General features: G+C 66.9%; 28 protein-coding genes. 1 reads left to right on the top strand and 27 read right to left on the bottom strand.

Going from position 1 to position 26,401, the window contains the following annotated elements; translation table 11 throughout:
* Positions 1–19: 19 nt before the first annotated feature.
* The 4 genes from ACM0M4_RS19615 to ACM0M4_RS19630 all read right to left on the bottom strand — a co-directional run bounded on the left by ACM0M4_RS19615 (position 20) and on the right by ACM0M4_RS19630 (position 3,149).
* Positions 20–757 carry an SDR family oxidoreductase gene (locus ACM0M4_RS19615; RefSeq protein ID WP_003083112.1) on the bottom strand — a complete coding sequence of 246 codons (738 nt, stop codon included), beginning with the start codon at positions 755–757 and terminating at the stop codon, positions 20–22.
* 133 nt (positions 758–890) lie between these two features.
* Positions 891–1,613, bottom strand: coding sequence for a polyphenol oxidase family protein (locus ACM0M4_RS19620; RefSeq protein WP_003083110.1), 723 nt, complete (start codon positions 1,611–1,613; stop codon positions 891–893).
* A 57-nt stretch (positions 1,614–1,670) separates the two neighbouring features.
* The gene (locus tag ACM0M4_RS19625; protein ID WP_003083108.1) at positions 1,671–2,087 is read right to left on the bottom strand and encodes a hypothetical protein; all 417 of its coding nucleotides are present in this window, start codon (positions 2,085–2,087) and stop codon (positions 1,671–1,673) included.
* Between the two features lie 90 nt (positions 2,088–2,177).
* A complete protein-coding gene (locus ACM0M4_RS19630) occupies positions 2,178–3,149 on the bottom strand; it encodes a helix-turn-helix transcriptional regulator (RefSeq protein ID WP_221345415.1) in 972 nt (323 codons plus the stop codon).
* 108 nt (positions 3,150–3,257) lie between these two features.
* Between ACM0M4_RS19630 and ACM0M4_RS19635 the strand changes: the two genes are divergently transcribed.
* Positions 3,258–3,944, top strand: coding sequence for a glutathione S-transferase family protein (locus tag ACM0M4_RS19635; protein ID WP_003083103.1), 687 nt, complete (start codon positions 3,258–3,260; stop codon positions 3,942–3,944).
* A gap of 33 nt (positions 3,945–3,977) precedes the next feature.
* Here ACM0M4_RS19635 and ACM0M4_RS19640 read toward each other — a convergent pair whose 3' ends face one another.
* The 23 genes from ACM0M4_RS19640 to fliM all read right to left on the bottom strand — a co-directional run bounded on the left by ACM0M4_RS19640 (position 3,978) and on the right by fliM (position 26,397).
* A complete protein-coding gene (locus tag ACM0M4_RS19640; protein ID WP_003083101.1) occupies positions 3,978–4,385 on the bottom strand; it encodes a DUF2802 domain-containing protein in 408 nt (135 codons plus the stop codon).
* A 30-nt stretch (positions 4,386–4,415) separates the two neighbouring features.
* Positions 4,416–4,895 carry a chemotaxis protein CheW gene (locus ACM0M4_RS19645; RefSeq protein ID WP_003083098.1) on the bottom strand — a complete coding sequence of 160 codons (480 nt, stop codon included), beginning with the start codon at positions 4,893–4,895 and terminating at the stop codon, positions 4,416–4,418.
* 45 nt (positions 4,896–4,940) lie between these two features.
* Positions 4,941–5,831 (bottom strand): CheW domain-containing protein, encoded by an 891-nt coding sequence (locus ACM0M4_RS19650; RefSeq protein WP_010793989.1) that lies wholly within the window; start codon positions 5,829–5,831, stop codon positions 4,941–4,943.
* 91 nt (positions 5,832–5,922) lie between these two features.
* Positions 5,923–6,711 (bottom strand): ParA family protein, encoded by a 789-nt coding sequence (locus ACM0M4_RS19655; RefSeq protein WP_003083092.1) that lies wholly within the window; start codon positions 6,709–6,711, stop codon positions 5,923–5,925.
* A gap of 94 nt (positions 6,712–6,805) precedes the next feature.
* Positions 6,806–7,696: a flagellar motor protein MotD gene (motD, locus tag ACM0M4_RS19660; RefSeq protein WP_023088993.1), complete on the bottom strand. Its 891-nt coding sequence runs from the start codon at positions 7,694–7,696 to the stop codon at positions 6,806–6,808.
* 12 nt (positions 7,697–7,708) lie between these two features.
* Positions 7,709–8,449: a flagellar motor protein gene (locus ACM0M4_RS19665; RefSeq protein WP_003083089.1), complete on the bottom strand. Its 741-nt coding sequence runs from the start codon at positions 8,447–8,449 to the stop codon at positions 7,709–7,711.
* Between the two features lie 88 nt (positions 8,450–8,537).
* Complete coding sequence (locus ACM0M4_RS19670) at positions 8,538–9,644, bottom strand: protein-glutamate methylesterase/protein-glutamine glutaminase (protein WP_023110191.1); 1,107 nt, start codon at positions 9,642–9,644, stop codon at positions 8,538–8,540.
* Positions 9,645–9,697: 53 nt separating this feature from the next.
* Positions 9,698–11,959, bottom strand: a complete 2,262-nt coding sequence (locus ACM0M4_RS19675; protein ID WP_283903171.1) for a chemotaxis protein CheA — start codon at positions 11,957–11,959, stop codon at positions 9,698–9,700.
* A 200-nt stretch (positions 11,960–12,159) separates the two neighbouring features.
* Positions 12,160–12,948: a protein phosphatase CheZ gene (locus tag ACM0M4_RS19680; RefSeq protein ID WP_003083075.1), complete on the bottom strand. Its 789-nt coding sequence runs from the start codon at positions 12,946–12,948 to the stop codon at positions 12,160–12,162.
* Between the two features lie 19 nt (positions 12,949–12,967).
* Positions 12,968–13,342 (bottom strand): chemotaxis response regulator CheY, encoded by a 375-nt coding sequence (locus tag ACM0M4_RS19685; protein ID WP_003083073.1) that lies wholly within the window; start codon positions 13,340–13,342, stop codon positions 12,968–12,970.
* Positions 13,343–13,443: 101 nt separating this feature from the next.
* A complete protein-coding gene (gene fliA, locus ACM0M4_RS19690; RefSeq protein ID WP_003083070.1) occupies positions 13,444–14,187 on the bottom strand; it encodes an RNA polymerase sigma factor FliA in 744 nt (247 codons plus the stop codon).
* Positions 14,184–15,026 carry a flagellar synthesis regulator FleN gene (gene fleN, locus ACM0M4_RS19695; protein WP_003083064.1) on the bottom strand — a complete coding sequence of 281 codons (843 nt, stop codon included), beginning with the start codon at positions 15,024–15,026 and terminating at the stop codon, positions 14,184–14,186. Before fleN ends, fliA begins: the two co-directional genes overlap by 4 nt.
* Before the next feature lie 138 nt (positions 15,027–15,164).
* Positions 15,165–16,454 carry a flagellar biosynthesis protein FlhF gene (flhF, locus tag ACM0M4_RS19700; protein WP_003083061.1) on the bottom strand — a complete coding sequence of 430 codons (1,290 nt, stop codon included), beginning with the start codon at positions 16,452–16,454 and terminating at the stop codon, positions 15,165–15,167.
* A gap of 83 nt (positions 16,455–16,537) precedes the next feature.
* The gene (flhA, locus tag ACM0M4_RS19705) at positions 16,538–18,661 is read right to left on the bottom strand and encodes a flagellar biosynthesis protein FlhA (protein ID WP_003083059.1); all 2,124 of its coding nucleotides are present in this window, start codon (positions 18,659–18,661) and stop codon (positions 16,538–16,540) included.
* A gap of 138 nt (positions 18,662–18,799) precedes the next feature.
* Positions 18,800–20,113 (bottom strand): TPM domain-containing protein, encoded by a 1,314-nt coding sequence (locus tag ACM0M4_RS19710; protein ID WP_023129013.1) that lies wholly within the window; start codon positions 20,111–20,113, stop codon positions 18,800–18,802.
* A 32-nt stretch (positions 20,114–20,145) separates the two neighbouring features.
* The gene (locus tag ACM0M4_RS19715) at positions 20,146–21,405 is read right to left on the bottom strand and encodes a TPM domain-containing protein (RefSeq protein WP_003083057.1); all 1,260 of its coding nucleotides are present in this window, start codon (positions 21,403–21,405) and stop codon (positions 20,146–20,148) included.
* A gap of 72 nt (positions 21,406–21,477) precedes the next feature.
* On the bottom strand, positions 21,478–22,614 hold the full coding sequence (gene flhB / locus ACM0M4_RS19720) for a flagellar biosynthesis protein FlhB (protein ID WP_003083056.1): 1,137 nt from the start codon (positions 22,612–22,614) through the stop codon (positions 21,478–21,480).
* Positions 22,615–22,616: 2 nt separating this feature from the next.
* Positions 22,617–23,393 carry a flagellar biosynthetic protein FliR gene (fliR, locus tag ACM0M4_RS19725; protein WP_003083054.1) on the bottom strand — a complete coding sequence of 259 codons (777 nt, stop codon included), beginning with the start codon at positions 23,391–23,393 and terminating at the stop codon, positions 22,617–22,619.
* Positions 23,393–23,662: a flagellar biosynthesis protein FliQ gene (fliQ, locus tag ACM0M4_RS19730; protein ID WP_003083053.1), complete on the bottom strand. Its 270-nt coding sequence runs from the start codon at positions 23,660–23,662 to the stop codon at positions 23,393–23,395. The genes fliR and fliQ overlap by 1 nt, the downstream gene beginning before the upstream one ends.
* 44 nt (positions 23,663–23,706) lie before the next feature.
* Positions 23,707–24,474, bottom strand: a complete 768-nt coding sequence (gene fliP, locus ACM0M4_RS19735) for a flagellar type III secretion system pore protein FliP (protein ID WP_003083052.1) — start codon at positions 24,472–24,474, stop codon at positions 23,707–23,709.
* Positions 24,471–24,923 (bottom strand): flagellar biosynthetic protein FliO, encoded by a 453-nt coding sequence (gene fliO, locus ACM0M4_RS19740; RefSeq protein WP_003083051.1) that lies wholly within the window; start codon positions 24,921–24,923, stop codon positions 24,471–24,473. Before fliO ends, fliP begins: the two co-directional genes overlap by 4 nt.
* 1 nt (position 24,924) lies before the next feature.
* Entirely contained in the window at positions 24,925–25,398 is a 474-nt protein-coding gene (gene fliN / locus ACM0M4_RS19745) for a flagellar motor switch protein FliN (RefSeq protein WP_003118680.1), read from the bottom strand.
* Positions 25,399–25,425: 27 nt separating this feature from the next.
* Entirely contained in the window at positions 25,426–26,397 is a 972-nt protein-coding gene (fliM, locus tag ACM0M4_RS19750; protein ID WP_003083045.1) for a flagellar motor switch protein FliM, read from the bottom strand.
* Positions 26,398–26,401: the final 4 nt, after the last annotated feature.

Genomic DNA, 26,401 nt, shown 5'->3' on the forward strand with positions numbered 1-26,401 from the left:
CGTGCCCCGCCCACACGGCTCAGGCGAAACCGCCGTTGACCCGCAGCACCTGGGAATTGACCCAGGCCCCGTCCGGCCCGGCGAGGAAGGACACCGCCGCGGCGATCTCGTCCGGCTCGCCGAGACGCTCCAGCGGCGCCAGCCTGGCGATCTGGTCGATCTGTTCGGCGCTCTTGCCGTTGAAGAACAGCTCGGTGGCCACCGGGCCGGGCGCCACCGCGTTGACCCTGATGTCCTGGCCGCGCAACTCGTTGGCCAGCACGTGCACCAGCCCCTCGACCCCGGACTTGGACGCGATGTACGGACCGTAGCTGGGCAGCGCCCGGGCGATCACGCTGGTGGACAGGGCGATGATCCGTCCGCCGCGCTCGACATGCCGGGCAGCCAGGCCGAGCACGATGAAGGCGCCGCGCAGGTTGGTGCGGATCACCCGGTCGAAGCCCTCCAGGTCGCCGTCGGCGATCTTCAGGTAGGGCATCGTGCCGGCGCTGTTGACCACCACGTCGATGCGGCCGAAGGCGCCCCTGGTGGCTTCGAACAGCTTGTCCATGTCCTCCGGGCTGGCCACGTCGCCCTGTACGGCGATGGCCGTGCCGCCGGCGGCGACGATTTCGGCCACGACCTCGTCGGCCATGGTCTGGTTGCCGGCATAGTTGACCGCGACCGCGAAACCGTCGGCGGCCAACCGCCGGGCAATGGCGCGACCGATGCCGCGGGAGGCGCCGGTGACGATGGCGGCTTGGGTGATGTCAGGCATGCTGGGACTCTCCTGGAATGAGCGTGGCGACAGCCACGCATCGACAGGGAAAGTCTAGAAGCCGGGTATTGGCGGATAAACAGCAGACAACCGTCATGACTATCCAGGATTTCCGGACAATACCGATACGCGGTCACGGCTTGCGCGCGATCCAGGCGTACTGCTGACGCTTCTCCTCGCCCAGGCGCTGGCGTCGGCGATGACTGGCGAACGCATCGCCGGAACAGTAGGTGCAGACGGCGCTGGCTTCGATCTGCGCCGGCCCGACGCCGGCGGCCTGGAACAACTGGCGACAGAAGGCTACCAGGTCCAGCCAGGCGCCCTGCTCCGCCTGCCTTGGCTCGGGCGGAGCGAACCGGGGTGGCCGCTCGGGGAGCGGACGACGCTGGCTCCAGGGCGGCACCGCGCCCTCCCAGAGGCGGCCGTGGCCGACCTGCAACGCCTCGATGAACCCGGCACTCACCTCGTAGCAGCAGGCTTTGATCCCGGGACCGATGGCGACCCGGATGTCCGCGCTGGCGACGCCGCGCGCATTGAAGCGCGCCACCGCCGCGCCGACGATACCGGCGACGAGCCCCTGCCAGCCGCCGTGCAGGGCGGCCACCACCCGACCGTCGCGACTGCTCATGAGAATCGGCAGGCAGTCCGCGGTGACCACCGCGACCGCCAGCGGCCCTTCGCTGAAAACACCGTCGGCGGCATGCCGTCCCGATTCCGACAACGAGCGCGCGTCGACGATCTCGGCGCCATGCACCTGCCGGCAATGGAATATCCGTTCGGAGAGTGCCTGGCCGGCTTGCTGGAAGCCATGCTCGATGCCTTCGATCGCCTTGAGGATGTCGGCCTGGACGGTCATGCTGTCTCGCCATGGAAGGTTGGAAAACGACCTTACCTCATCTTCCCGGAAGCCGCCTCAGGCGATGCCGCGCAGGAGGTCGGGGCAGCCGCGATCACGCTTGATCAACGCAGCCAGGGCGACCTGGCCCAAAGGCCGGTCGGACACCGCGCCGATGCTCAGGCCATGGCCTCTGCTCCACTCGAACAACAGACGCTTCTCGCGGCAATCGAGTTCGCCCACCAGCAGGAAGCGCCGGATGCTGCCGCTGCGTCCCAGCATCGCCAGCGTGCCCTTGCAGCCCTGGTCCAGGCGGAATCCGTCGTAGAGGCAATAGTCGTACGGGTAACCCTGGTCCAGGGAGCGCCGCAGCTCCCGTCGGTCCAGGCACAAGCTCAGGTGGAAGTAGCCGCAGCGGTTGAACAGCGCTCCGTACCTGAGCAGACGGCCGGGGTTGGCGCACAGCACCATGGCGCGCAGGGGTATTGCAGGCATCCTTGTGGCCTCCTGGAAACGTGCGGGTTGACCAGGACCGATTCTAGAAAGCGACAGCCGCGCAATTAATAGGACTTTTCCTCTAAATGCCTACCTGTGATCCGAAGCTTCCTCCTGGCCCAGGTTACGCAGGACACGCTCGGCCTGGCGCCTCAACGGCTCGCGCAACTCCAGCGGCTGCCTGACCTCGAAGTCGAACGGCAGGCCGCACAGGCGCCGGGCGAACCAGTCCAGGTCGTCGGTGCTGGCGCGCAACAGCGTACCGCCATCGACCTCGGCGAGCAGACCGAGGGGCTCGCCGAGCACCGCGACCACCTGCTCCCTCGCCGCCCGCATCAGGATTTCCACCGGGTAGGCGCGCGGCATCCGGGCGAAGCTCTCCCGCAGGTGGCGGAGGGTATCGAAATCCGCCGGTCGCTCGAAGCGCTCCGCCAGCATGCGCGGCGCGTCCAGGCGATCGAGACGGAACGAGCGCAACGCCTGGCGCAGGTGGCAGAAACCGCTGACGTACCAGCAGCCGTTGCGATAGGCCAGGCCGTAGGGATCGAGTTGGCGGAGGGTTTCGGCGCCCTGCGGGTCGCGATAGCGGAACTCGACCCGCGCACGGACCTGGGCGGCTTCGGCGAGGGTCGCCAGCGCCGCCACACTGGTTCCCGCCCGGGCGCGGGCCAGGTCCAGGCTGGCGGTCTCGCGGAGCGCCACGAGGCGCCGCCGCAGCGCAACGGGCATCACCCTGCTCAGCTTGGCCTGCGCACTTTCCAGGGCCAGCTCGCTTTCGCCCAGGCCGAGACTGCGCACCGCCAGCAGGCCGAGGGACACGGCCAGGGTTTCCTCCGCGCTGAACATCAGCGGCGGGAGCTTGAAACCGGCCACCAGGTGGTAACCGCCATGGCGTCCGCGCTCCGCCGAGATGGGTATGCCCAGCTCCTCGAGGGCGACGATATAGCGACGCAGCGTCCGTCCATCCACCTCCAGGCGCCTGGCCAGCTCGCTACCGCTGAGCTGGCCGTGGCTCTGCAGCAGTTCGAGCAGGGCGAGCACGCGCACCGTGGGCTTGGACATTTTTCGATCCACCGGAAAAATCAGGACCGAATATAGCCTATATCCCCCCTACCCTGCGTTCAGCCCGGTTGCGATGCGCAACGTGCGTTACCTGAACGGAGATGGAAAATGGAACCTGTACTGTTTTATGGCGTACCCCACGGCTGTTCCTTCGGCTCGATCGTGGCCCTCGAGTGGCTCGGCCGCCCCTATCGCCTGTGTCGGATCGAGATGCCGCTGGAGACCGGCGAGCGCACCTACGTGCGCCTGAACCCGGCTCGCCAGACGCCCACCCTGCTCCTGGAGGACGGCCGCGCGCTCAGCGAAAGCCTGGCCATTCTCCAGCACCTGGCGGCGCGCGACCTGTGCAGGAAGCTCGGTTATCCGCAGGGCAGCGCCGAGTTCGACGAACTGAACTTCGCCCTCGCCCTCCTGCATACCGAATGCCATTCGGCCTGGGGAGCCCTGTTCTATCTGGAGGACGCCGACGCAACCACGACGGCAAGGGCGCTGACGCGCGCGGCGCGAGCCTATGGCCGGATCGACAAGCTGCTCGGCGACCGCAAGTGGCTGGCCGGCGAAGGGCCGAGCGTGGCCGACGCCTACCTCGCGGGTACCGCTCGCTGGGGACGGGAGCTGGGCTACTTCGACCTGCAACACGACTTTCCGCGCCTGCATCGACACCTGGAGAAGCTGGAGCAGGACCCGGCGGTGCGCTTCGCCCATGCCATCGAGGATCGCCTGCCGGCGCAGAGCTGCGGGGAGTTCAGGGGAGAGGTGACACTGGCAGAAGTGGCGAGCCGCCTGCTCGCCTGAAAAGCGCCAGCGCCAGCGCCGGGCCGGCGACCGTCACTTGCCCTTGGCTTCGTGCAGGCGCGCCACCAGCTCGGCCTCGGCCTGCGACAGACCGCAGGCCTGGGTCAGGTCTTCGGCGCTGGCGCCGAGCCCGACCAGGCGTGCGGCCTGGCTGAACGACAGCGTGGTCGGATCGCGCTGCTCCAGGCGCGCGACCCGGTCGGGAAGCGGCGCGAGTTGCTTGCCGAGGTCCTGCAAGGCCTCGCCCATGCGCACGTTGACCTGCTGGTAGGACTCGATGCGCTTGCTCAGCTCCTTGAGCCGGCGCTCGCGCGCGGCGCCCTCCTCCGCCTGCTGCGCCAGCGCAGCTTGCAGGCGGCGCAATTCACGGCGCAGCCACAGGCACGCCGCCGCCAGGCCGAGGCAGGCGGCGAGCGCCAGTGCCAGCGCGACGACCTCCATCTCAGCAGGCCCTCGTGTCGGTAGAACGCATCAGATGCTGCCCAGCTCCGACCATTCTTCCTCGGTCATCATCTTGTCCAGCTCGACCAGGATCAGCAGCTCGCCGTTCTTGTTGCAGACACCCTGGATGAACTTGGCCGACTCTTCGTTGCCGACGTTCGGCGCGGTCTCGATTTCCGACTGCTTCAGGTAGACCACCTCGGCGACGCTGTCGACCAGGATGCCGACCACCTGCTTGTCCGCCTCGATAATGACGATCCGCGTGTTGTCGCTGACCGGCGCAGGGTCCAGGCCGAAGCGCTGGCGGGTGTCGATCACCGTGACCACGTTGCCGCGCAGGTTGATGATGCCCAGCACGTAGCTCGGCGCGCCCGGCACCGGGGCGATCTCGGTGTAGCGCAGCACCTCCTGGACCTGCATCACATTGATGCCGTAGCTCTCGTTGTCCAGGCGGAAGGTGACCCACTGCAGGATCGGATCTTCGGCGCTTTGCGCGGTGGCTTTGCTCATTCCCCTAACCTCTCGAAAACCGCCGCAAGTGGCGGAAGCTGTCTATCAATGGTCGCCGTGCAGGCGCTTGACGGCGCCGCTGGCGATCAGTTCGGCGAGCGCCGCCACATCCAGCAGCGCACACATGTGTTCGATGACCGTGCCGGCCAGCCAGGGCCGCTGGCTACGCTGGCTGCGCCATTTCACCTCGGCCGGGTCGAGGCGGATCGAGCGGCTCACCTGGTGCACCGCCAGCCCCCACTCGTAGCCCTGGACCGAGATCACGTACTTGAGGCCGTCGCGATAGTCGTCGCGGTAGCGTTCGGGCATCACCCAGCGTGCGGTGTCCAACACCTTCAGGTTGCCCGCCTGCGACGGCAGGATGCCGAGGAACCAGTCGGGCTGGCCGAACAACGGGGTCAGTTCCTGGTTCTCCAGCGGATAGATCGAGCCGAGGCACACCAGCGGCACCGCCAGGGTCAGCCCGGCGACGTCGAACAGCAGGCACTCGAAGGGCTCCGCCGCCCAGGCCGGACGACCGTCGTCGAGCAGCGGCAGGTCGAGCAGCGGCGGCTCGCCGACGCTCGCCGGGGCGCTCGGCACGCGCAACTCGATGACTTCGTGGGGCCGTGGCTCGACCGGCAGCTCGCGCAACGTCGTCGGTTCGTCGAGCAGGGCCGCCGGCGCCGGCGGAACCAGGCGCGCATCGCGGACCTGCTCCTCGAGCACCGCGGCCTCGAACTCGTCGAACCCGGGGTCGACCGGCAGCGTTTCCAGCGCCGGGGCCGGTGTCGCCACTTCGGCGACCGCCAGCGCGACAGGCTTCAACGGCGCGGGCGCAGGCGCTGGCGGCGTCTCGACGAGAGGTTCCAGGTCCTCGAAAGTGGCCTCCTGGAGCAACGCATCCAGGTAGGACTGCAAGGCCAGTTGCGAACGGGTGGCGGTGGCGGCGCTCATGTGGGTATTCCGCGACAGGGGTCTACAACGGTTATCGGCCGCACTCCGGTGCGGCTTGAATGCGCCTGTCGGCGCGGCGACCGGCGCGCCATCAGGCCACCCGGGTGGCCGGCTGCTGCGCCAGCAGATGCTTGAGCAAGGCGCGGTAGGCGATCACCCCGCGACTCTTGCCGTCGTGCTGCGACGGCGTGACCCCGGCCCGGCTGGCATCGCGCAGGCGGGTATCGATGGGAATGAACGCCTGCCACAGGTTGTCCGGGTAGTTCTCGTTGAGAATCCGCAGCGTGCTCAGCGAAGCCTGGGTCCGCCGGTCGAACAGCGTAGGTACGATGGTATAGGGCAACGCCTGTTTGCGCGACCGGTTGATCATCGCCAGGGTGTTGACCATCCGCTCCAGCCCTTTCACCGCGAGGAACTCGGTCTGCACCGGGATCACCAGGTGCTGGCTGGCGGCCAGGGCGTTGACCATCAGCACGCCGAGCAGCGGCGGGCTGTCGATGATCGCATGGTCGAAATCCTGCCAGAGCTGCGCCAGGCTCTTCGAGACCACCAGGCCGAGACCGCTCTTGCCCGGCGACTGGCGCTCCAGGGTGGCCAGCGCGGTACTCGACGGCAGCAGGGAAATGCGTTCGTTGCTGGTGCTGCGCAGCAGCGAGGCCGGCAGCCCCTCGGGGACGTTGCCCTGGTGCAGGAACAGGTCGAAGGCGCTGTGCTCGAGGGTGTCCGGGTCATAGCCGAAATAGCTGGTCATCGAGCCGTGGGGGTCCAGGTCGACCACGACCACGCGCTTGCCGGCATCCGCCAACAGGCCGGCCAGGGCGATGGACGAGGTGGTCTTGCCGACCCCTCCTTTCTGATTGGCGACTGCCCAGACTTTCATTGCTCTACTCTTCCTGGCATGGGTCTACCCGGTTGGGGCCGCGCTAATGGCCAGTTCGGCCCCGGCGCCCGTACGCAAACCATGGTTCGCGCGCTCATGGCGAAGGCGACGGGGAATTGACGGTTGCCGACGCGGGCGCCGGCGTACCGCCAGTATCTGCAGCTTGCGTGCCAGCTGCCGAGCCTGCGTGGCGGAGCGCCGAATCCGGTTGCGCCTTGCCGCTGCCGACCCCGCTGACGCTGCGTCGCACCTCCAGGTTGCGCGAGATCACCAGCACCACCCGGCGATTCTTCGCCCGCCCCTCGGCGCTGGCATTGTCCGCCACCGGCTGAAATTCACCATAGCCCACCGCAGCCATCCGCGACGGCTCGACCCCATCGTTGCCGAGCAGGCGGACGATGCTCGCCGCCCGCGCCGCCGACAGTTCCCAGTTGGTGGGATAGCGCGGGCTATGGATCGGCACGTCGTCGGTGAAGCCCTCGACATGGATCGGGTTCTTGTAGGGCGCCAGGATCTTGGCGACCTTCTCGACGATATCGAAGGCGGCATCGTTGGGCAGCGCATCGCCGCTGGGAAACAGCAGGCTGGAATTGAGAGTGATCTCGATCCACAGCTCGTTACCGCGCACGCTCAACTGGTCGGAGGCGATCAAGTCGCCGAAGGCATCGCGCACGCTGTCGGCGATCCGCTCCAGCGAGTCGGCGCTGGCCGCGTTGTCGCTGGGCTGCTCCTCGACGCTGGTGCGCTCCGGCTCGGTGGTGCGCGGCCGCTCGTCGCCGATGGGAATCGGCTTCAACGAGCGGTCGGGCTGGTTGAACACGCCGGTGAGGGTCTCCGAGAGGATCTTGTACTTGCCCTCGTTGATCGAGGAAATCGAATACATCACCACGAAGAAGGCGAACAGCAGGGTGATGAAGTCGGCATAGGAAACCAGCCAGCGTTCGTGGTTCTCGTGTTCCTCCTGGTGGCGACGGCGGCGCTGCATGCTCGGCTCCGGTCAGTCCATGAAGCCTTGCAGCTTCAACTCGATGGAACGCGGGTTCTCGCCCTCGGCGATGGACAGCAGGCCCTCCAGGAGCATCTCGCGGTAGCGCGACTGGCGCAGTACCAGGGTTTTCAGCTTGTTGCCGATCGGCAGCAGGAGCAGGTTGGCGAAGCCGACGCCATAGATGGTGGCGACGAAGGCCACGGCGATGCCGCTGCCGAGCTGCGCCGGGTTGGCCAGGTTGCCCATCACATGGATCAAGCCCATTACCGCGCCGATGATGCCGATGGTCGGCGCATAGCCGCCCATGCTCTCGAACACCTTGGCGGCCTGCAGGTCGCGACTTTCCTGGGTGAACAGGTCGACCTCGAGGATGCTGCGGATGACTTCCGGCTCGGCGCCGTCCACCAGCAGTTGCAGGCCCTTGCGCGCATAGGGATCGGGCTCCGCATCGGCGATGCTCTCCAGGCCGAGCAGGCCTTCCTTGCGCGCGGTCATGCTCCAGGAGACGATCCGGTCGATTCCCCCGGAAAGATCCTCGCGCGGCGGGAAGAACACCCAGCCGAGCATGCCCAGGCCGCGCTTGAGCACGTTCACCGGAGTCTGCAACAGCGCCGCGGCCAGGGTGCCGCCGATCACGATCAGCGCCGCCGGACCGTTGAGCAGGGCTCCGGCGTGGCCGCCCTCGAGAAAGTTGCCGCCGACGATGGCGACGAACGCCAGGATGATCCCGACCAGGCTGAGCACATCCATCAGCGCGTCCCCTCGGCTTGGCGAAGGCGCGCGCAGGTCGTCACGTGGGTGGCCATCGAAGGCAGTCTCCTCATTCCTGCACGCACGCTTACTGGCACGCCTCGACCAGGTGCCGGCCGATGTCGTCGAGCCCGTACACCGCGTCCGCCAGGTTGGCCTTGACCACGGCCATCGGCATCCCGTAGATCACGCAACTGGCCTCGTCCTGCGCCCACACCTGGCTGCCGCCCTGCTTGAGCAGGCGCGCACCCTCGCGTCCGTCGGCGCCCATGCCGGTGAGGACCACCGCCAGGACCTTGTCGTTGTAGGCCTTGGCCGCCGAGCCGAAGGTCACGTCGACGCAGGGCTTGTAGTTCAGGCGTTCGTCGCCGGGGAGGATGCGCACCGTGCCGCGGCCGTCGACCATCATCTGCTTGCCGCCCGGCGCCAGCAGCGCCAGGCCGGGACGCAGGATGTCGCCGTCCTCTGCTTCCTTGACGCTGATCCGGCACAGCTTGTCGAGGCGCTCGGCGAAGGCCTTGGTGAAGGCCGCCGGCATGTGCTGGATCAGTACCAGCGGCGCCGGGAAGTTGGCCGGCAACTGGGTCAGCACCCGCTGCAAGGCAACCGGTCCACCGGTGGAGGTACCGATCGCGACCAGCCGGTAGGCCTTGCGCTTCGGCGCCGCCGAGGTCGACGCCGGGGCCGGCGACGCGCCGGCACCAACACGCGCGCTCGCGCCGACGCTGGAGGACGACGCCGGCGCATGGCTGGACGAGGTGGCCGAAGGCAGCGGCGGCAGGCTGATCGAGCGACGATTGCTACGGGCGATGGTCAGGACCTTCTCGCAGAGCAACTGGCGGACCTTGTCCGGGTTGCGCGAGATGTCCTCGAAATTCTTCGGCAGGTAGTCGACCGCTCCAGCGTCCAGTGCATCCAGGGTCACCCGCGCGCCCTCGTGGGTCAGCGAGGAGAACATCAGGACCGGGGTCGGGCAACGCTGCATGATGTTGCGTACCGCGGTGATGCCGTCCATCAGCGGCATCTCGTAATCCATGGTGATCACATCGGGTCTCAGGGCCAGCGCCTGCTCGATGGCCTCGCGGCCATTGGTGGCGGTGCCGACCACCTGGATCTGTCCATCGGCGGAGAGAATCTCCGAGACACGGCGGCGGAAGAACCCCGAATCGTCCACCACCAGGACTTTGACTGCCATAGCTACTCCTCAGAGGGCGACGCTCCTGCGCCGCCGGAAACCCATACGCGGCGTCAGATGCGCCGTGCGTAACGCTTGAGCATGCTCGGCACATCGAGGATCAGGGCGATGCGCCCGTCCCCGGTGATGGTGGCGCCCGCCATGCCGGGGGTGCCCTGCAACATCTTGCCGAGTGGCTTGATCACCACTTCTTCTTGTCCCACCAACTGGTCGACGACGAAACCGATGCGCTGGGTGCCGACCGACAGGATCACCACGTGCCCCTCGCCCTGCTCCTCGTGGGCCGCGCTCGGCACCAGCCAGCGCTTGAGGTAGAACAGCGGCAAAGCCTTGTCGCGGACGATCACCACTTCCTGGCCATCCACGACATTGGTGCGCGACAGGTCAAGATGGAAGATTTCGTTGACGTTGACCAGCGGGAAGGCGAACGCCTGGCTGCCCAGCATCACCATAAGGGTAGGCATGATCGCCAGGGTCAGCGGCACCTTGATGACGATCTTCGAGCCGGACCCCTTCTGCGAGAACACGTTGACCGTGCCGTTGAGCTGGGAAATCTTGGTCTTCACCACGTCCATGCCGACGCCGCGGCCGGACACGTCGGAAATCTCGGTCTTGGTCGAGAAACCCGGGGCGAAGATCAGGTTGTAGCACTCCAGGTCGGTCAGGCGGTCCGCCGCGTCGCGCTCCAGCAGGCCTTTCTCCACCGCCTTGTTGCGCAGCACCTCGGCGTCCATGCCCTTGCCGTCGTCGGTGATCATCAGGAGGATGTGGTCGCCCTCCTGCTCCGCCGACAGCACCACCTGGCCGACCCGCGGCTTGCCGGCGGCCTCGCGCTCCTCCGGACTCTCGATGCCGTGGTCGACGGCGTTGCGCACCAGGTGCACCAGCGGATCGGCGAGGGCCTCGACCAGGTTCTTGTCGAGGTCGGTCTCTTCGCCCACCAGCTCCAGGTTGATCTCTTTCTTCATGTTCCGCGCCAGGTCGCGAACCAGGCGCGGGAAGCGGTCGAAGACCTTCTTGATCGGCTGCATGCGGGTCTTCATCACCGACATCTGCAGGTCGCCGGTGACCACGTCGAGGTTGGCCACGGCCTTGGCCATGGCCTCGTCGCCACTGTTCAGGCCCAGGCGCACCAGGCGGTTACGCACCAGCACCAGCTCGCCGACCATGTTCATGATCTCGTCGAGACGCGCCGTATCCACCCGCACGGTGGTCTCCGCCTCGCTTGCCGCGGGCCTGTCGGGCGCCGCCGGACGCGCGGCGGCGGCCTTGGCCGGAGCGACCGGTTTCGCCGCGGGACTCTTCGCCGCGATGTTCTTGGCTACCGCCGCGGCGGCCGCCACGGCCTCGGAGGCGCCGTTGAACTTGCCCTTGCCGTGCAGTTCGTCGAGCAGCGACTCGAACTCGTCGTCGCTGATCTCATCGCCGCCCGCGGCGGCCGGCGCCTTGCCCTGCTCCGCCGGCGCAGCCGCTGGAGCCGCGGCAGCCGGTGCGGCGGGTGTGCCGGCGGCTTCCGGGACATCGCCGAACTTGCCCTTGCCGTGCAGTTCGTCGAGCAGCGCCTCGAACTCGTCGTCGCTGATATCGTCACCAGCGGCAGCCGCGGCCGGCTCGACCGCCTCGGCGGGGACTTGCGCAGGCTCGGCCGAGACCGCCGGCGGGACGAACTTGCCCTTGCCGTGCAACTGGTCGAGCAACGCCTCGAACTCGGCGTCGCTGATCTCGTCGCCAGCGGGAGCCGCGGGCGCTTCTGCAACGGCGGAAGCCGGCGCTTCGTCGCCCTGGAGAGCATCCAGCAACTGCTCGAACTCGTCGTCGGTGATATCGCTGGAGACACTCTGCGCGGGCGCTTCCGGCGGCGCCGCAGGCTCGGCTGGCGGAACGGCCGCCGGCGGCGCTTGCACAGGTTCCGCAGGCGCGGCGCCCTCAGGCTCGGCCAGGCGGGCAAGGGCCGCCAGCAGCTCGGGCGTCGCCGGGGTCGGTTCGGACTGCTCGCGCACCTGGTCGAACATCGCGTTGACCGTATCCAGCGCCTGCAGCACCACATCCATCAGTTCGGAGCTGACGCGCCGCTCGCCCTTGCGCAGGATATCGAAGACGTTTTCCGCAATGTGGCAGCATTCCACCAGCGCGTTCAGCTGGAGGAAGCCGGCACCGCCCTTGACCGTATGGAACCCACGGAAAATGGCATTGAGCAGGTCCATGTCGTCCGGCCGGCTCTCCAGCTCGACCAGTTGCTCGGACAATTGCTCGAGAATCTCGCCGGCCTCAACCAGGAAGTCCTGGAGGATTTCTTCATCGGCGTCGAAGCTCATTCGGCTGCTCCCAGAGACGTGTTACTCGAAAGGATCGGCAGGACCGCTGTCCTGCCGGAAATACCGGCCCGGCTTTCCGGACCGACTTCAGCCCGCCCGCCGGGATCACCGGCATGACGAAGGCTGTGCCAGCAGCCCGCGGATGCCAGCGTTCAATGCTTACTTAACGGCAGCGATGCCGCAGTCTTGAGCCGGGCGGGTCAGAAACCCAGGCTGGACAGCAGATCGTCCACGTCATCCTGCCCGGACACCACATCCTCTCGTTTTTCCGCGGCGACCTGCGGCCCCTCGCCCTTGGCCGAACGCTCCAGCGCGGCCTGGTGGCGCATGCTCACGTGGTCGTGCTCGATTCCGGCGTAACGGTCCACCTGGCCGGCCATCCAGACCAGCTTCACGAGGTTGCTCTCGACCTCGGTGACCAGCTTGGTGACACGCTTGATCACCTGGCCGGTCAGGTCCTGGTAATCCTGCGCCAGCAGGATGTCATTGAGCTGCGAGGACAACTGGCCGGCGTTCTCGCCGCTGCGCACGAGGAACTGTTCGATGCGCTTGGCCAGCTCGCGGAAGCCGTCAGCGTCGATTTCCCGGCGCATGAAGCGTTGCCACTCCTGGTGCAGCTCCCGCGAATCGTCGCCCAGTTGGTTGACCAGCGGGGCGCTCTGCTCCACCAGGTCCATGGTCCGGTTGGCGGCCTTCTCGGTCATTTCCACCACGTAGGAAAGACGATCGGTGGCATCGGCGATCTGCGACATTTCCTGCGCGTGGGGGGAATGCGGGTCGATCTGGAAATCGACGATGGCGTTGTGCAGTTCGCGGGTCAGCTTGCCCACTTCCTGGTAGAGGCCACGGTCCCTGGCCTGGCTGAGCTCCTGGATCAATTGCACCGCCTGCTGGAAGTGCCCCCGTTCGAGACAGTCCACCAGTTCGCGCGCGTGTTTTTTCAGGGTCGATTCGAATTCGTCGCCCGTGGAATCGTTACCAAGCACCATGACACCCTCTTGGCCGGCTTCAGCCGTTGACCCGCTCGAAAATCTTCTCGATCTTTTCCTTCAGGACCTGAGCGGTGAAGGGTTTGACCACATAGCCGTTGACCCCGGCCTGGGCCGCTTCGATGATCTGGTCGCGCTTGGCCTCGGCGGTGACCATCAGCACCGGCAGGTGCTTGAGGCGCTCGTCGGCGCGAACCGCGCGCAGCAGATCGATGCCGGTCATGCCCGGCATGTTCCAGTCGGTGACGAGAAAGTCGAAATTGCCGCTGTGCAGCATCGGCAGCGCCGTGGTGCCGTCGTCGGCCTCGGCGGTATTGGTGAAGCCCAAGTCCCGCAAGAGGTTCTTGATGATGCGTCTCATCGTGGAAAAGTCGTCCACGATGAGAATTTTCATGTTCTTGTCCAAGTAAACCTCCGTACAGACCAGAGCGCGCCCCAGGGGACGCGCCACACATTCTTTTGCGTTAACGGTTACAAGCTGCGGTCGAGGCCGGTTCAGGCCGACCGCCAATCGGCCAGGCGCGCGCGCAAACGCGCGGCGCACTGGCTGTGCAACTGGCTGACCCGCGATTCGCTGACGCCCAGTACCTCGCCGATCTCCTTGAGGTTGAGTTCCTCGTCGTAATACAACGCCAGCACCAGGCGCTCGCGCTCCGGCAACTTGGCGATGGCATCCGCCAGGGCCGCCTGGAAACGTTCGTCGAGCAGGCCGTGGATCGGTTCGTTGTGACTGAGGCTGGTGTCTTCCGGCAATCCATGTTCGCCGTCCTGCAACAGGTCGTCGAAGCTGTACAGGCGGCTGCCCTGCGTGTCGCTGAGGATGCCGTAGTAATCTTCGAGGCTCAATTGGAGTTCGGCAGCAACTTCGTGATCTTTAGCGTCGCGTCCGGTTCTCGCCTCGATCGCGCGGATCGCGTCGGTCACCATGCGCGTGTTGCGGTGCACCGAACGCGGCGCCCAGTCGCCCTTGCGGACCTCGTCGAGCATGGCCCCGCGGATACGGATGCCGGCATAGGTCTCGAAGCTGGCGCCCTTGCCGGCGTCGTATTTCTTCGCGGCCTCGAGCAGGCCGATCATGCCGGCCTGCATCAGGTCCTCCACCTGCACGCTGGCCGGCAGGCGGCCGAGCAGGTGATAGGCGATGCGCTTGACCAGTGGTGCGTAACGCTGGATCAGTTGCTCCTGGGAGTTCTGCGCTTGCGCCTTGCTATACATACGCACTCCAGAGGCCGCTGTCATACGGCCGAACCTGTCGCGGGGTGTTGGACCAGTCGTTCGACGAAGAACTCCAGGTGCCCGCGCGGGTTGGCCGGCAGCGGCCAGCTATCGACCTTCTGCGCGACCGCCTTGAAGGCCAGGGACGCCTTCGAGCGGGGGAATGCCTCGTATACGGCTCGCTGTTTCTGCACGGCCTTGCGTACCGACTCGTCGTAAGGGATGACACCTACATACTGTAGTGCGACGTCGAGGAAACGGTCAGTGACCTTGGTCAGTTTGGCGAACAGGTTGCGTCCTTCCTGCGGGCTGTGGGCCATGTTGGCCAGGACCCGGAAGCGGGTCATGCCGTGGTCGCGGTTGAGCAGTTTGATCAGGGCGTAGGCATCGGTGATCGAGGTCGGCTCGTCGCAGACGACCAGCAGCACCTCCTGCGCGGCGCGGACGAAACTGACCACCGAATCGCCGATTCCGGCGGCAGTGTCGACGACCAGGACATCGAGGTTGTCGCTGATATCGCTGAACGCCTGGATCAGCCCCGCATGCTGCATGGGCGAGAGGTGCACCATGCTCTGCGTGCCGGAGGCCGCGGGAACGATGCGCACGCCACCGGGACCGAGGAGGAGGACATCGCGCAGTTCGCAGCGTCCCTCGATCACGTCGGCCAGGGTGCGCTTGGGCGTGAGTCCCAGCAGGACGTCGACGTTGGCCAGGCCGAGGTCGGCATCCAGCAGCATGACGCGACGGCCGAGATCGGCCAGAGCCAGTGCCAGGTTCACCGACACATTGGTCTTGCCGACGCCGCCCTTGCCGCCAGTTACTGCGATCACCTGTACGGGATGCATGCTACCCATCTGCTTCATACCTTGTGTTGTCGTCTTCCCGGAACGCCCCTTCCAGCGCTCTCCGGTTTTGGCGGGAACGATGCGCCATCGCTCCCGGCCCGGCGGAAGCCACCTTCGCTTCCGTCACCCGCGCCACGCGCGGTTCTTCCCACGTCCTCAGCCGGCACGCCGCGCCGGTTGCTGGTAGAGCCCGGCGAACATCTCGGCCATGGCGTCCTCGCTGGGCTCTTCCGGTGCCTGCAGGCTCACCGCCCGGCTGACCAGTTGGTGACTGCGCGCCACCTGCAGGTCGTCCGGAATCCGCGGCCCATCCGCCAGATAGGCTACCGGGAGACGCTGGGCGATAGCCAGCGCCATCGATTCACCGAGGCTGCCCGCCTCGTCCAGCTTAGTCAGGATGCAACCCGCCAGCCCGCAGTGCCGATAGGTCTGGTAGGCCGACTTGAGCACCTGGCTCTGGCTGGTGGTGGCCATCACCAGGTAATTCTTCACGTTCAGGCTCGGCGACGCCAGTGCCTCGAGCTGCATGCGCAATGCCGGGTCGCTGGCCGGCAGGCCGGCGGTATCGATCAGCACCATGCGCTTGCGCGCCAGCGGCGCCAGGGCCTGGATCAGCGACTGGCCGGGATCGACCAGGGTCACCGGTACGTTGAGGATCCGACCGAGGGTCTTGATCTGCTCCTGGGCGCCGATCCGGTAGCTGTCCATGCTCACCAGCGCCAGGCTCTGGGCGCCGTACTTGAGGACGTAGCGCGCGGCCATCTTCGCCAGGGTGGTGGTCTTGCCGGCACCTGCCGGGCCGACCAGGGCCAGTACGCCGCCCGCGTCGAGCGGGTCCTGCTCGGGGGTCTGCACGGCACGCGACAGGTGCGCCAACAGCATGCGCCAGGCCTGGCGCGTATCGCCCACCGCGGCGACCCGCTCCAGCAACGGCTTGCTCAGCTCCGCCGGCAAGCCCATGCGCTGCAGGCGCCGCCAGAGATTGGCCTGCTGCGGACGCTGGTGCTGCAACTGGCCCCAGGCGATGGAACCCAGTTGTACCTCGATCAGCTCGCGCAGGCCGTTCAGTTCGAAACGCATTGCCTCGAGGGTCTGGCCGCCCGCCTGGGGCTTGGCCTGCGCCGCCGTCATGGACTCGGCCAGGGACGGACGCGCCGGCTTCTCCTCGGCGAACAATTGACGGTCCTTGCGCTGGGTTTCCGCCGGACGCGCCGTCAACTCGGCGCGCGCCTCTGCGATCCGCGCCTGGGTCTTGCGCAGCTCCACTTCCAGCGCCGGGTTGGGCTTGCTCGGCGCCGGCGGGGCCTGGTAATCCAGCGCCGCGGTCAGCTCGATGCCGCCGGCGACCCGGCGGTTGCCGAGAATCGCGGCGTCCGGACCCAGTTCGTCGCGGACCAGTTTCATGGCCTGGCGCATATCGGCGGCGAAGAAGCGTTTGACTTGCATTGCCCGAACCCCTCAGTTCAGTAGTCTTGCCGGCAACCTCAGGTTGCCCGGTGTGCCGGCCCTGGAGCCGGCGCAGCCCTCGTTCAGTTCTGTCCCACCGTCGCGACGATGGTGACTTGCTTGTTGTCCGGGATTTCCTGGTAGGCCAGCACATGCATGCTGGGCACCGCCATCCGCGCGAAGCGCGACATCATCGAGCGGATCGGTCCGGCAACCAGCAGGATCGCCGGCTTACCGAGCATCTCCTGGCGTTGTGCGCTCTCGATCAGCGAGCGTTGCAGCTTCTCGGCCATCCCCGGCTCCAGCAACATGCCGTCCTCGGAGCCTTGTCCGGCCTTCTGCATGCTGTTCAGCAAAATCTGTTCCAACCTCGGCTCGAGCGTGATCACAGGCAGCTCCGGCTCAAGCCCGACAATGCTTTGCACGATTGCGCGGGACAACGCGACGCGAACCGCGGCGACCATCGCGCCGGGATCTTGACTCCGTGGAGCGACGTTGGCGATGGCCTCGGCGATGGTACGGATGTCGCGCACCGGCACCTGCTCCTGGAGCAGCGCCTGCAGGACCTTGAGCAGGGTGGACAGGGAAATCAGCCCCGGCACCAGCTCTTCCGCCAGCTTCGGCGAGCTGCGCGCGAGCAATTGCAGGAGCTGTTGCACTTCTTCATGGCCCAGCAGCTCGTGGGCGTGCTTGTGCAGCACCTGGTTCAGGTGAGTGGCGACCACGGTGCTCGCATCCACCACGGTGTAGCCCAGCGACTGCGCCTGGTCGCGCTGGCCGGGCTCGATCCATACCGCCTCCAGGCCGAAGGCCGGGTCCTTGCCGGCGATGCCGTTGAGGCTGCCGAATACCTGGCCGGGGTTGATCGCCAGCTCGCGATCGGGATAGATCTCCGCTTCGGCCACGCTGACCCCCATCAGGGTCAGACGGTAGGCGTTGGGCAGCAGGTCGAGGTTGTCGCGGATGTGCACCGAGGGCATCAGGAAGCCCAGCTCCTGGGACAGCTTCTTGCGTACGCCCTTGATCCGCGCCAGCAGTTGCCCGCCCTGGTTGCGGTCGACCAGCGGGATCAACCGGTAGCCGACTTCCAGGCCGACCATGTCCACCGGGGTGACGTCGTCCCAACCCAGTTCCTTGACCTCCTGGGCGCGCTGCGCCGGCAGCAGCTCCTGCTGGCGCTGCACCTCCTGCTCGGCGACCTGCTTGGCCTTGTTCTGCCGGTGCCAGATCCAGTAGGCGGCAGCACCGGCCAGGGCGCCGAGGCCGATGAAGGAAACGTGCGGCATGCCCGGCACGGCGCCCATGGCGATCAGGATCGCCGCGGAGATCGCCAGCGCCTTGGGCGAGGCGAACATCTGCCGGTTGACCTGCTGGCCCATGTCCTCGGAACTGGAGACCCGCGTCACCATGATCGCCGCCGCGGTCGACAGCAGCAGCGACGGCAGTTGTGCCACCAGGCCGTCACCGATGGTCAGCAGGGCGTAGACCTTGCCGGCATCGCCGAAGGACATCGAATGCTGGATCATGCCGATGGCGACGCCGCCGATCAGGTTGATGAAGAGAATCAGCAGGCCGGCGATGGCGTCGCCGCGGACGAACTTGCTGGCACCGTCCATCGAACCGTAGAAGTCGGCCTCCTGGGCCACCTCGCTGCGGCGCTTCTTGGCTTCCTCCTGCTCGATCAGGCCGGCGTTGAGGTCGGCGTCGATGGCCATCTGCTTGCCGGGCATGGCATCCAGGGTGAAGCGCGCGCTGACTTCGGAAATCCGCCCGGCGCCCTTGGTCACCACCACGAAGTTGATGATCATGAGGATCGCGAACACCACCACCCCGACCACGTAGTTGCCGCCGATCACCACTTCGCCGAAGGCCTGGATCACCTTGCCTGCGGCGCCATGGCCGTCGTGGCCGTGGAGCAGCACCACGCGGGTCGAGGCAACGTTCAGCGCCAGGCGCAACAGGGTCGCCACCAGCAGGATGGTCGGGAACACGGCGAAGTCCAGCGGCCGCAGGGCGTACACGCAGACCAGCAGGACGACGATGGACAGGGCGATGTTGAAGGTGAACAGCACGTCCAGCAGGAATGGCGGGATCGGCAGGGTCATCATCGCCAGCATGGCCAGCAGCAGGACCGGCACGCCGAGGCTGCCGCGCCCCAGTCCCGCCAGGTTGCTGCGCACATTGCTGATCAGTTGCGTGCGATCCACTCTCGACTCCCCTGCCCTGCGTATGGCGCCCGTGGGTGGGCGCCGAACAAACTTTTGACGCCGGAATGCGCGTCGGGCGGGTCATTGCAGGAACCGTTCCAACTTTTCAATTCATTGATTGAAAAGGGTTTTCGCCAATCACCAACTACCGGAGGCGCCACCGCCGCCACTCGAGCCTCCGCCGCCGGAGAACGAGTCCGAAGACGAACTGGACGAACTCGACGACGAGGAACCCGATGAGCTAGCGTAATCGCCGCCGCGTCGACGCCCTCCCCCCGAGCCGCCGGCGCTGAAATTGCAACCGATGAGCAGCGGCAGGCAAGCGGCGGGCAGGATGATCAGCGCCTCGATGCTGTTCAGCGGGTCGTCCACCAGCAACAGCAGGCACTCCAGGGCCAGGGTCAGCAGCAGGCCGAGCAGGCCCGGCAGGTAGGCCCAGCGCCGTCCTCTGCGCAGCCCCTGCCAGGCACCGGCCAGCATCAGCAGGGTCAGTCCCAGCGAAAGCGGCACGGCCAATCCGTAATGGAGCACCGGCAGGCCATAACGGCGGTAGGCCCAGAACAGCCCCAGCGCATAGAGCACAAGAATGGCGAAGAACCAGCGGGCACCGCGCGAATACTTGAGCAACGCGCCGAAGCCGACGCCCAGGACCGCCACCATCTCCGCCAGCGCCACCATCGCCCCTGCCGGCCAGTGCCGCCCCAGTGCCAGCGCCGCAGCGAGCGCCACTACCGCCCCCAGGGTCCAGTACCAGGCGCGCGGACGTACCAGCAGCGCCACCCCGCCGAGAGCGCCGAGCAGGAATGCGATAGCCAGGGTCTGCCGTACCGCGCCGGGCTCCAGCGGGTCGCGCGGCGGCGGCGGCAACGCCTCGCCGTCGATCAGTCGTACCAGGCGCTGCGCCGCCGCTTCCAGGCCGCCGGCGTAGTCTTGCTGACGGAACGCAGGGGTCATGTATTCGCGGATGATCCGCCCGGCATCGATGTCGGTGATCGTTCCTTCCAGGCCATAACCGACTTCGATGCGCATGCGCCGGTCGTCCTTCGCCACCAGCACCAGGACGCCGTCATCGATCCCCTTGCGCCCCAGCTTCCACGCCTCGAAGACCCGCGTCGCATAGGCCTCGATGCTGTCCGGATAGGTGCTGGGCACCATCAGGATCGCTACCTGGGCACCCTTCCGGGCCTCCAGCGCGGCCAGCGAAGCTTCCAGGCGGGCACGCCCGGCGGCGTCGAGGGTCGCGGTAAGGTCGGTCACCCGCCGCGCCAGCGCTGGAACCTCCGCGGACTCGTAGCCCGCATCGCGCGCTGCCTCGGCCTCCTCCTCGACATCGGACGCTGCCACCGCGACGGTGACCGGCACCGTCGCGGTGGCAACGGAGGGAATCGCGGCGGCGCAGAGCAGCATGCCGAACAGGCGAAGCATGGCGAGATAACGCGTGATTGCAGACATCCTTGTCTCCGAATGAAATGAACGGGAACCCATTACCAACTGCCCGAGGCACCGCCTCCGCCGCTGGAACCACCGCCCCCGGAAAAGCCGCCGGACGACGAGGAGGAAGAGGAGGAGGAACCGCCGCCGGAGCTTCCCGACGAGCCTCCACCACCCCCACTCAGGCGTACCTGGCCGAACACCAGCAGCCCGAGCATGAGCTGGAACGGTAGCAGGGCCAGCCAGACCAGCGGTGCGTCCAGGCCACCGGACAGCAATCCGAGCAGCAGGTAGGCCGCCAGCAACGCCCATAGTCGGCGGTGGAAACTTTTCCGCCGCTCGCGCCACAGCGAGCGCATCAGGCGGTAGTTCGACCAGCAGAGAACCGCCAGCATCAGCACCCCGGCCGGCCACAGCAGGCCGTAGATGAAGGACACCGCGCTGAACCAATGCGCCGCCAGCCCGAGCAGGGCTACATAGACCAGTACGCCGATCACTAGGTAGAAGGCCGGGCGCACCGTCCACAGCGCGCCGAAGGTCGCGCCGCCGACCAGCATGCACAGCGGAGCGACCAGCAGCACGCTCATCCATTCGCCGGAAGCGCCGGCCAGCGTGCCCAACAGCCAGCAGAGCAGCGCCCCGCCGAGCAGCCAGGGCCAGCGCAGCGCCCGGGCACTCAACAGCACTCCGGCCAACGATCCGTAGATGAAGGCGACCAGCAGCGCCCAGGCTTCCGCCGGCAATTGCCCCAGCGAGACTTTCGGCGCACCCGACGACGCGGCCGCCGGCAGCGTTTCGCCGTCGACCAGGCGGATCAGCTCGTCCACCGCGGCCTCGATCCCGCCGGCGTAGTCACCCTCGCGAAATGCCGGAGCCATCCGCTCGCGAATGATCCGTCCGGCGACCACATCGGGCACCGCACCCTCCAGGCCGTAGCCGACCTCGATGCGCATGCGCCGGTCATCCTTGGCCACCACCAGCAGCAGACCGTCGTCGACCGCCTTGCGGCCGAGCTTCCAGGCCTGGAACAACTTGTCGGAGAAGGCTTCGATATCGAGGGTACCGGTAGTCGGCAGCATCACCACCGCGATCTGCGCACCGCGTCGCCGCTCCAGCGCCTCGAGCTTCTCCACCAGGCGTTGGCGCGTCGCCTCGTCCAGCGTGTGGGTGGCATCCACCACCCGCTCCGACAGGGGCAAGGCGACCCATTCCGCCGGCGCTTCGGCGTGCGCAGGCATCCAGGGCAGCAGCCAGGCCAGGGCGAGCAACAGGAGGACAGGCGGGAAAATACGATCAGACAAGGTTCGATCCATGAACGGCAAAGCTCTCATCCCGAGCGGGTATCGGCCAAGGCTGCCACAGCGCGGCGCGTAGCTCCAGCCAGGTCACTCGTCGCGACGCAGGTCCGGCGGGATCGGCAGGTCCTTCAACGGGCTCGGCCGCTTGCCCTTGCCGGCCTGGTACTGCTTGAGCTGGTAGACATAGGCCAGCACCTGGGCCACGGCGAGATAGAGCCCGGCGGGAATCTCCTGGTCCAGCTCGGTGGAGTAGTACACCGCTCGCGCCAGCGCCGGCGACTCCATGACCATCACCTTGTGCTCCTGGGCCACCTCGCGGATCTTCAGGGCCAGGAAATCGTTGCCTTTGGCCAGCAGCAGCGGCGCCCCGCCGCCCGCCGGGTCGTACTTCAGGGCTACGGCGAAGTGGGTCGGGTTGGTGATCACCACGTCGGCCTCCGGCACCGCCGCCATCATCCGTCTCTGCGCCATCTCGCGCTGCATCTGGCGGATCTTCGACTTGACCTCGGGCTTGCCCTCGGAGTCCTTGTATTCGTCGCGGACTTCCTGCTTGGTCATCAGCAGCTTCTGGCGGTTGTCCCAGATCTGGTAGGGCACGTCCACCGCGGCGATCAGCAGCAGGCTGCAGGCCATCCAGAAGGCGCTCCAGCCGACCACCCGCACGCTGTGCAGGATCGCCTGCTCGAGCGGCTGGTGCGCCAGCGCCAGGAGGGCGTCGCGGTCGGCGGAGAGCACCAGCAGGGCCACCGCCAGCACCACCAGGAACTTGATCAGCGCCTTGCTCAGTTCGAGCAGCGACTTGGCGGAAAACATCCGCTTCAGCCCCGACAGCGGGTTGAGCCGGCTGAACTTGGGTTGCAGGGCGTCCATCGAGAACAGCCAGCCGCCGAGGGCGATCGGCCCGACGATCGCCGCCACCAGCAGCATCAGCAGGATCGGCCAGAGCCCCTGGGCAGCCAGGTAGGCCGAAGCGCCGAGCAATTGCAGCATGCTCTCGGTATTCATCGCGGTTTCCCGGGACAGCTCGAAATTGCTGCGCATCAGGCGCAACAGGGCGCCCGCCAGGTCGGCGCCGTAGATCAGCAGGCCGCCGGCGCCGGCCATGAGGATGGCCAGGGTGTTCAGCTCCCGCGAACGCGGCAACTGCCCTTTCTCGCGCGCCTCGCGGCGGCGTTTCTCCGTGGGTTCCTCTGTCTTGTCCTGCCCGCTTTCGCTCTCGGCCATGGCTATTTCGCCCGCACCAGTTCACGGAGGAATTGCAGGGCCTCGCCGGCCAGCACCTGGTACTGGCTGAGCAGGTCGGCGGTGCCGATCCAGAGGATCACCAGGCCCAGCACCAGGGTCAACGGAAAGCCGATGGAGAAGATGTTCAGTTGCGGCGCCGCGCGGGTCATGGCGCCGAAGGCGAGGTTCACCACCAGCAGCGCGGTGATCGCCGGCAGCGCCAGCAGCAGTGCCGCGCCCATCACCCAGCCGAGCTTGCCGGCGATGATCCAGAAATGGTTGCCGCTCAGGCCCTCGCCCACCGGCAGGGTGACGAAGCTCTCGGCGATTACCTCGAACACTACCAGGTGTCCGTTCATCGCCAGGAACAGCAGCGTCACCAGCATGGTGAAGAACTGGCCGAGCACCGGCACCGAGACGCCGTTGGCCGGGTCGACCATGGAAGCGAAGCCCAGGCCCATCTGCATCGAGATGATCTGCCCGGCGATCACGAAGGCGTGGAACAGCAACTGCAGGGAAAAGCCGAGCAAGGCGCCGACCAGGATCTGCTCGCCGATCAGCAGCATGGCCTTCATGCTCAGCGCGTCCACCTGCGGCATCGGCGGCAGGTTCGGCACCAGCACCACGCAGACGCCCAGCGCCAGGTACAGTCGCACCCGCACCGGCACCAGCTGGGTGCCGATCACCGGCATGGTCATCAGCAGCGCCGCGACCCGGAACAGCGGCAGCACGAAGCTGGCGATCCAGCCGCCGATCTGCGCGTTGGTCAGCTCCAGCATCAGCCGATCAGCAGCGGGATGTTGCCGATCAGCGTCTGGGTGTATTCCATCAGCTGCCGCAGCAGCCAGGGACCCAGCACGATCAGGGTGAGCAGGATCACCATCAGGCGCGGCAGGAAGCTCAGGGTCTGTTCGTTGATCTGGGTGGCGGCCTGGAACATCGCCACCACGAGACCGACCAGCAGGCTCGGAACCACCAGCACGCCGACGATCATCGCCGTCAGCCACAACGCCTCGCGGAACAGGTCGAGTGCCACCTCAGGGGTCATGTCTCTCTCCAGCGCGCCAGCGGCGCGTCAAGCCGGCGGCACCGCTAGACGGTGCCGAAACTGCCCGCCAGCGTCCCGATGATCAGCGCCCAGCCATCCACCAGGACGAACAGCATGATCTTGAACGGCAGGGAAATGATCAGCGGCGACAGCATCATCATGCCCATCGCCATCAGCACGCTGGACACCACCAGGTCGATGATCAGGAACGGGATGAAGATCATGAAGCCGATCTGGAACGCGGTCTTCAGCTCGGACGTGACGAAGGCCGGGACCAGGATGGTCAGCGGCGTCGCCTCCGGGCTGCCGATGTCGGTGCGCTTGGACAGGCGGACGAACAGCTCCAGGTCGGAGGTGCGAGTCTGCGCCAGCATGAACGCCTTCAGCGGTACCTCGGCCTTTTGCAGGGCTTCCTGGGCGGGAATCTGCTCGTTCAGGTAGGGCTGCAGGGCCTGGCTGTTGATCTTGTCGAACACCGGGGCCATGACGAACATGGTCAGGAACAGCGCCAGCCCCACCAGCACCTGGTTCGACGGCGTCGATTGCAGGCCCAGCGCCTGGCGCAGGATGGAGAAGACGATGATGATCCGGGTGAAGCTGGTCATCAGCATGACGAACGCCGGGATGAAGCTCAGCGCGGTCATGATCAGCAGGATCTGCAGGCTGACCGAATACTCCTGCTGGCCCTGGCCGTTGGTGGTCACGGTGATCGCCGAGATCGATGTCGGGTCGGCGGCCAGCGCCGGCCACGGCGCCAGCAGCAGAAGGCAGAGCGCGGCGAGCGCGCCGGCCAGGGAGATGCGCGGAGTCATGGCTTGCCCTTGGGGTCCTTGTTCAGCAGCTCCAGCAGGCGCTGGGCGAATTCCGGCGTGGCCGGCTCGCCGTCCGGCAGGTGTACCGGCTCCTTGAGCACGTGCAACGGCGTGATCCGGCCGGGCGTCAGGCCGAGCAGGATCTGCTCCTCACCGACCTGCACCAGCACCAGCCGGTCGCGCGGACCCAGCGGCTGGCTGGCAAGGGTGCGGATCAAGCGGTTGCCGCGCGGACCGGCCTGTTGCACCCGGCGCACCAGCCAGGCGAGCAGGAAGATCAGGCCGATCACCAGGCCCAGGCCGAGCACCAGTTGGGCCAGTTGCGCGGCGGCGCCGGAAGCGGCGCCCACCGTCGGCGCGGCGGCACCCGTCGTCCCCTCGGCGGCGCACAGCGGCGCGCTCAGCGAGGCGAGTGCCGGCAGGAAGCCGGCGAACAGGTAGCGACGCATGTCAGCGCAGCTTCTTGATGCGTTCGCTGGGACTGATCACGTCGGTCAGGCGGATGCCGAACTTCTCGTTCACTACCACCACCTCGCCGTGGGCGATCAGGGTGCCGTTGACCAGTACGTCCAGCGGCTCGCCGGCCAGGCGATCGAGTTCGATCACCGACCCCTGGTTGAGCTGCAGCAGGTTGCGGATGCTGATGTCGGTATGCCCGACCTCCATGGAAATGGTCACCGGGATGTCCAGGATCACATCCAGGTTGGGCCCCTCCAGGCCGGAAATGGTCGGTGCCTTCGGCGAAGCGCCGAACTCTTCCATCGGCGCCCGCGGGGTACTCGACTCCGCCACGGGAGTCGCGCCGCCCTGGGCCATCAGCGCATCGATGTCGTCCTGGCTGGCGTCGCCCGCCTCGGCCAGCGCCGCCGCCCACTCGTCGGCCAGTGCCTGTTCCTCGGTGGTCACTTTTTCTTCGTCTGCCATGGTTCGTCTTTCCTCCGGGGGAAGCGGTCAGCGCGAGCGCTCGACCGCTTCGAGAATCTGTAGCGCCAGGTTGCCCTTGTGGGCGCCCAGCTTGACCTTGAAGGCGGGCACGCCGTTGGCGCGCATCACCATGTGTTCCGGCATCTCCACCGGGATCACGTCGCCCGGCTGCATGTGCAGGATGTCGCGCAGCTTGAGCTGGCGGCGGACCACGGTGGCGCCGAGCGGTACCTGGACGTCCAGCACGTCCTCGCGCAGGGCCTTGATCCAGCGCTCGTCCTGGTCGTCGTGGTCGGACTGGAAACCGGCGTCGAGCATCTCGCGGATCGGCTCGATCATCGAATAGGGCATGGTGATGTGCAGGTCGCCGCCACCGCCGTCCAGTTCGATGTGGAAGGTGGAGACCACCACCACCTCGCTGGGACTGACGATGTTGGCCATGGCCGGGTTGACCTCCGAGTTGACGTACTCGAAGTTCATCTCCAGCACCGCCTGCCAGGCTTCCTTCAGATCGACGAAGGCCTGCTCCAGCACCATCCGCACCACCCGCAGTTCGGTCGGGGTGAACTCGCGGCCCTCGATCTTGGCGTGGCGGCCGTCGCCGCCGAAGAAGTTGTCCACCAGCTTGAACACCAGCTTGGCGTCGAGGATGAACAGCGCGGTGCCGCGCAGCGGCTTCATCTTCACCAGGTTGAGGCTGGTGGGAACGTACAGCGAGTGCACGTACTCGCCGAACTTCATCACCTGCACGCCGCCGACCGCGACGTCGGCCGAACGGCGCAGCAGGTTGAACATGCTGATGCGGGTGTAGCGGGCGAAACGCTCATTGATCATCTCCAGGGTCGGCATGCGGCCCCGGACGATGCGGTCCTGGCTGGTCAGGTCATAGGACTTGACCGATCCCGGCGTCGCCTCGACTTCGGTTTCCACCAGGCCATCGTCGACGCCGTGCAACAGCGCGTCGATTTCATCCTGGGAAAGCAGATCTTGCACGGCCATGGGA

Source organism: Pseudomonas sp. 18-147, from assembly GCF_051048045.1.
Classification (GTDB): Bacteria; Pseudomonadota; Gammaproteobacteria; order Pseudomonadales; family Pseudomonadaceae; genus Pseudomonas; species Pseudomonas aeruginosa.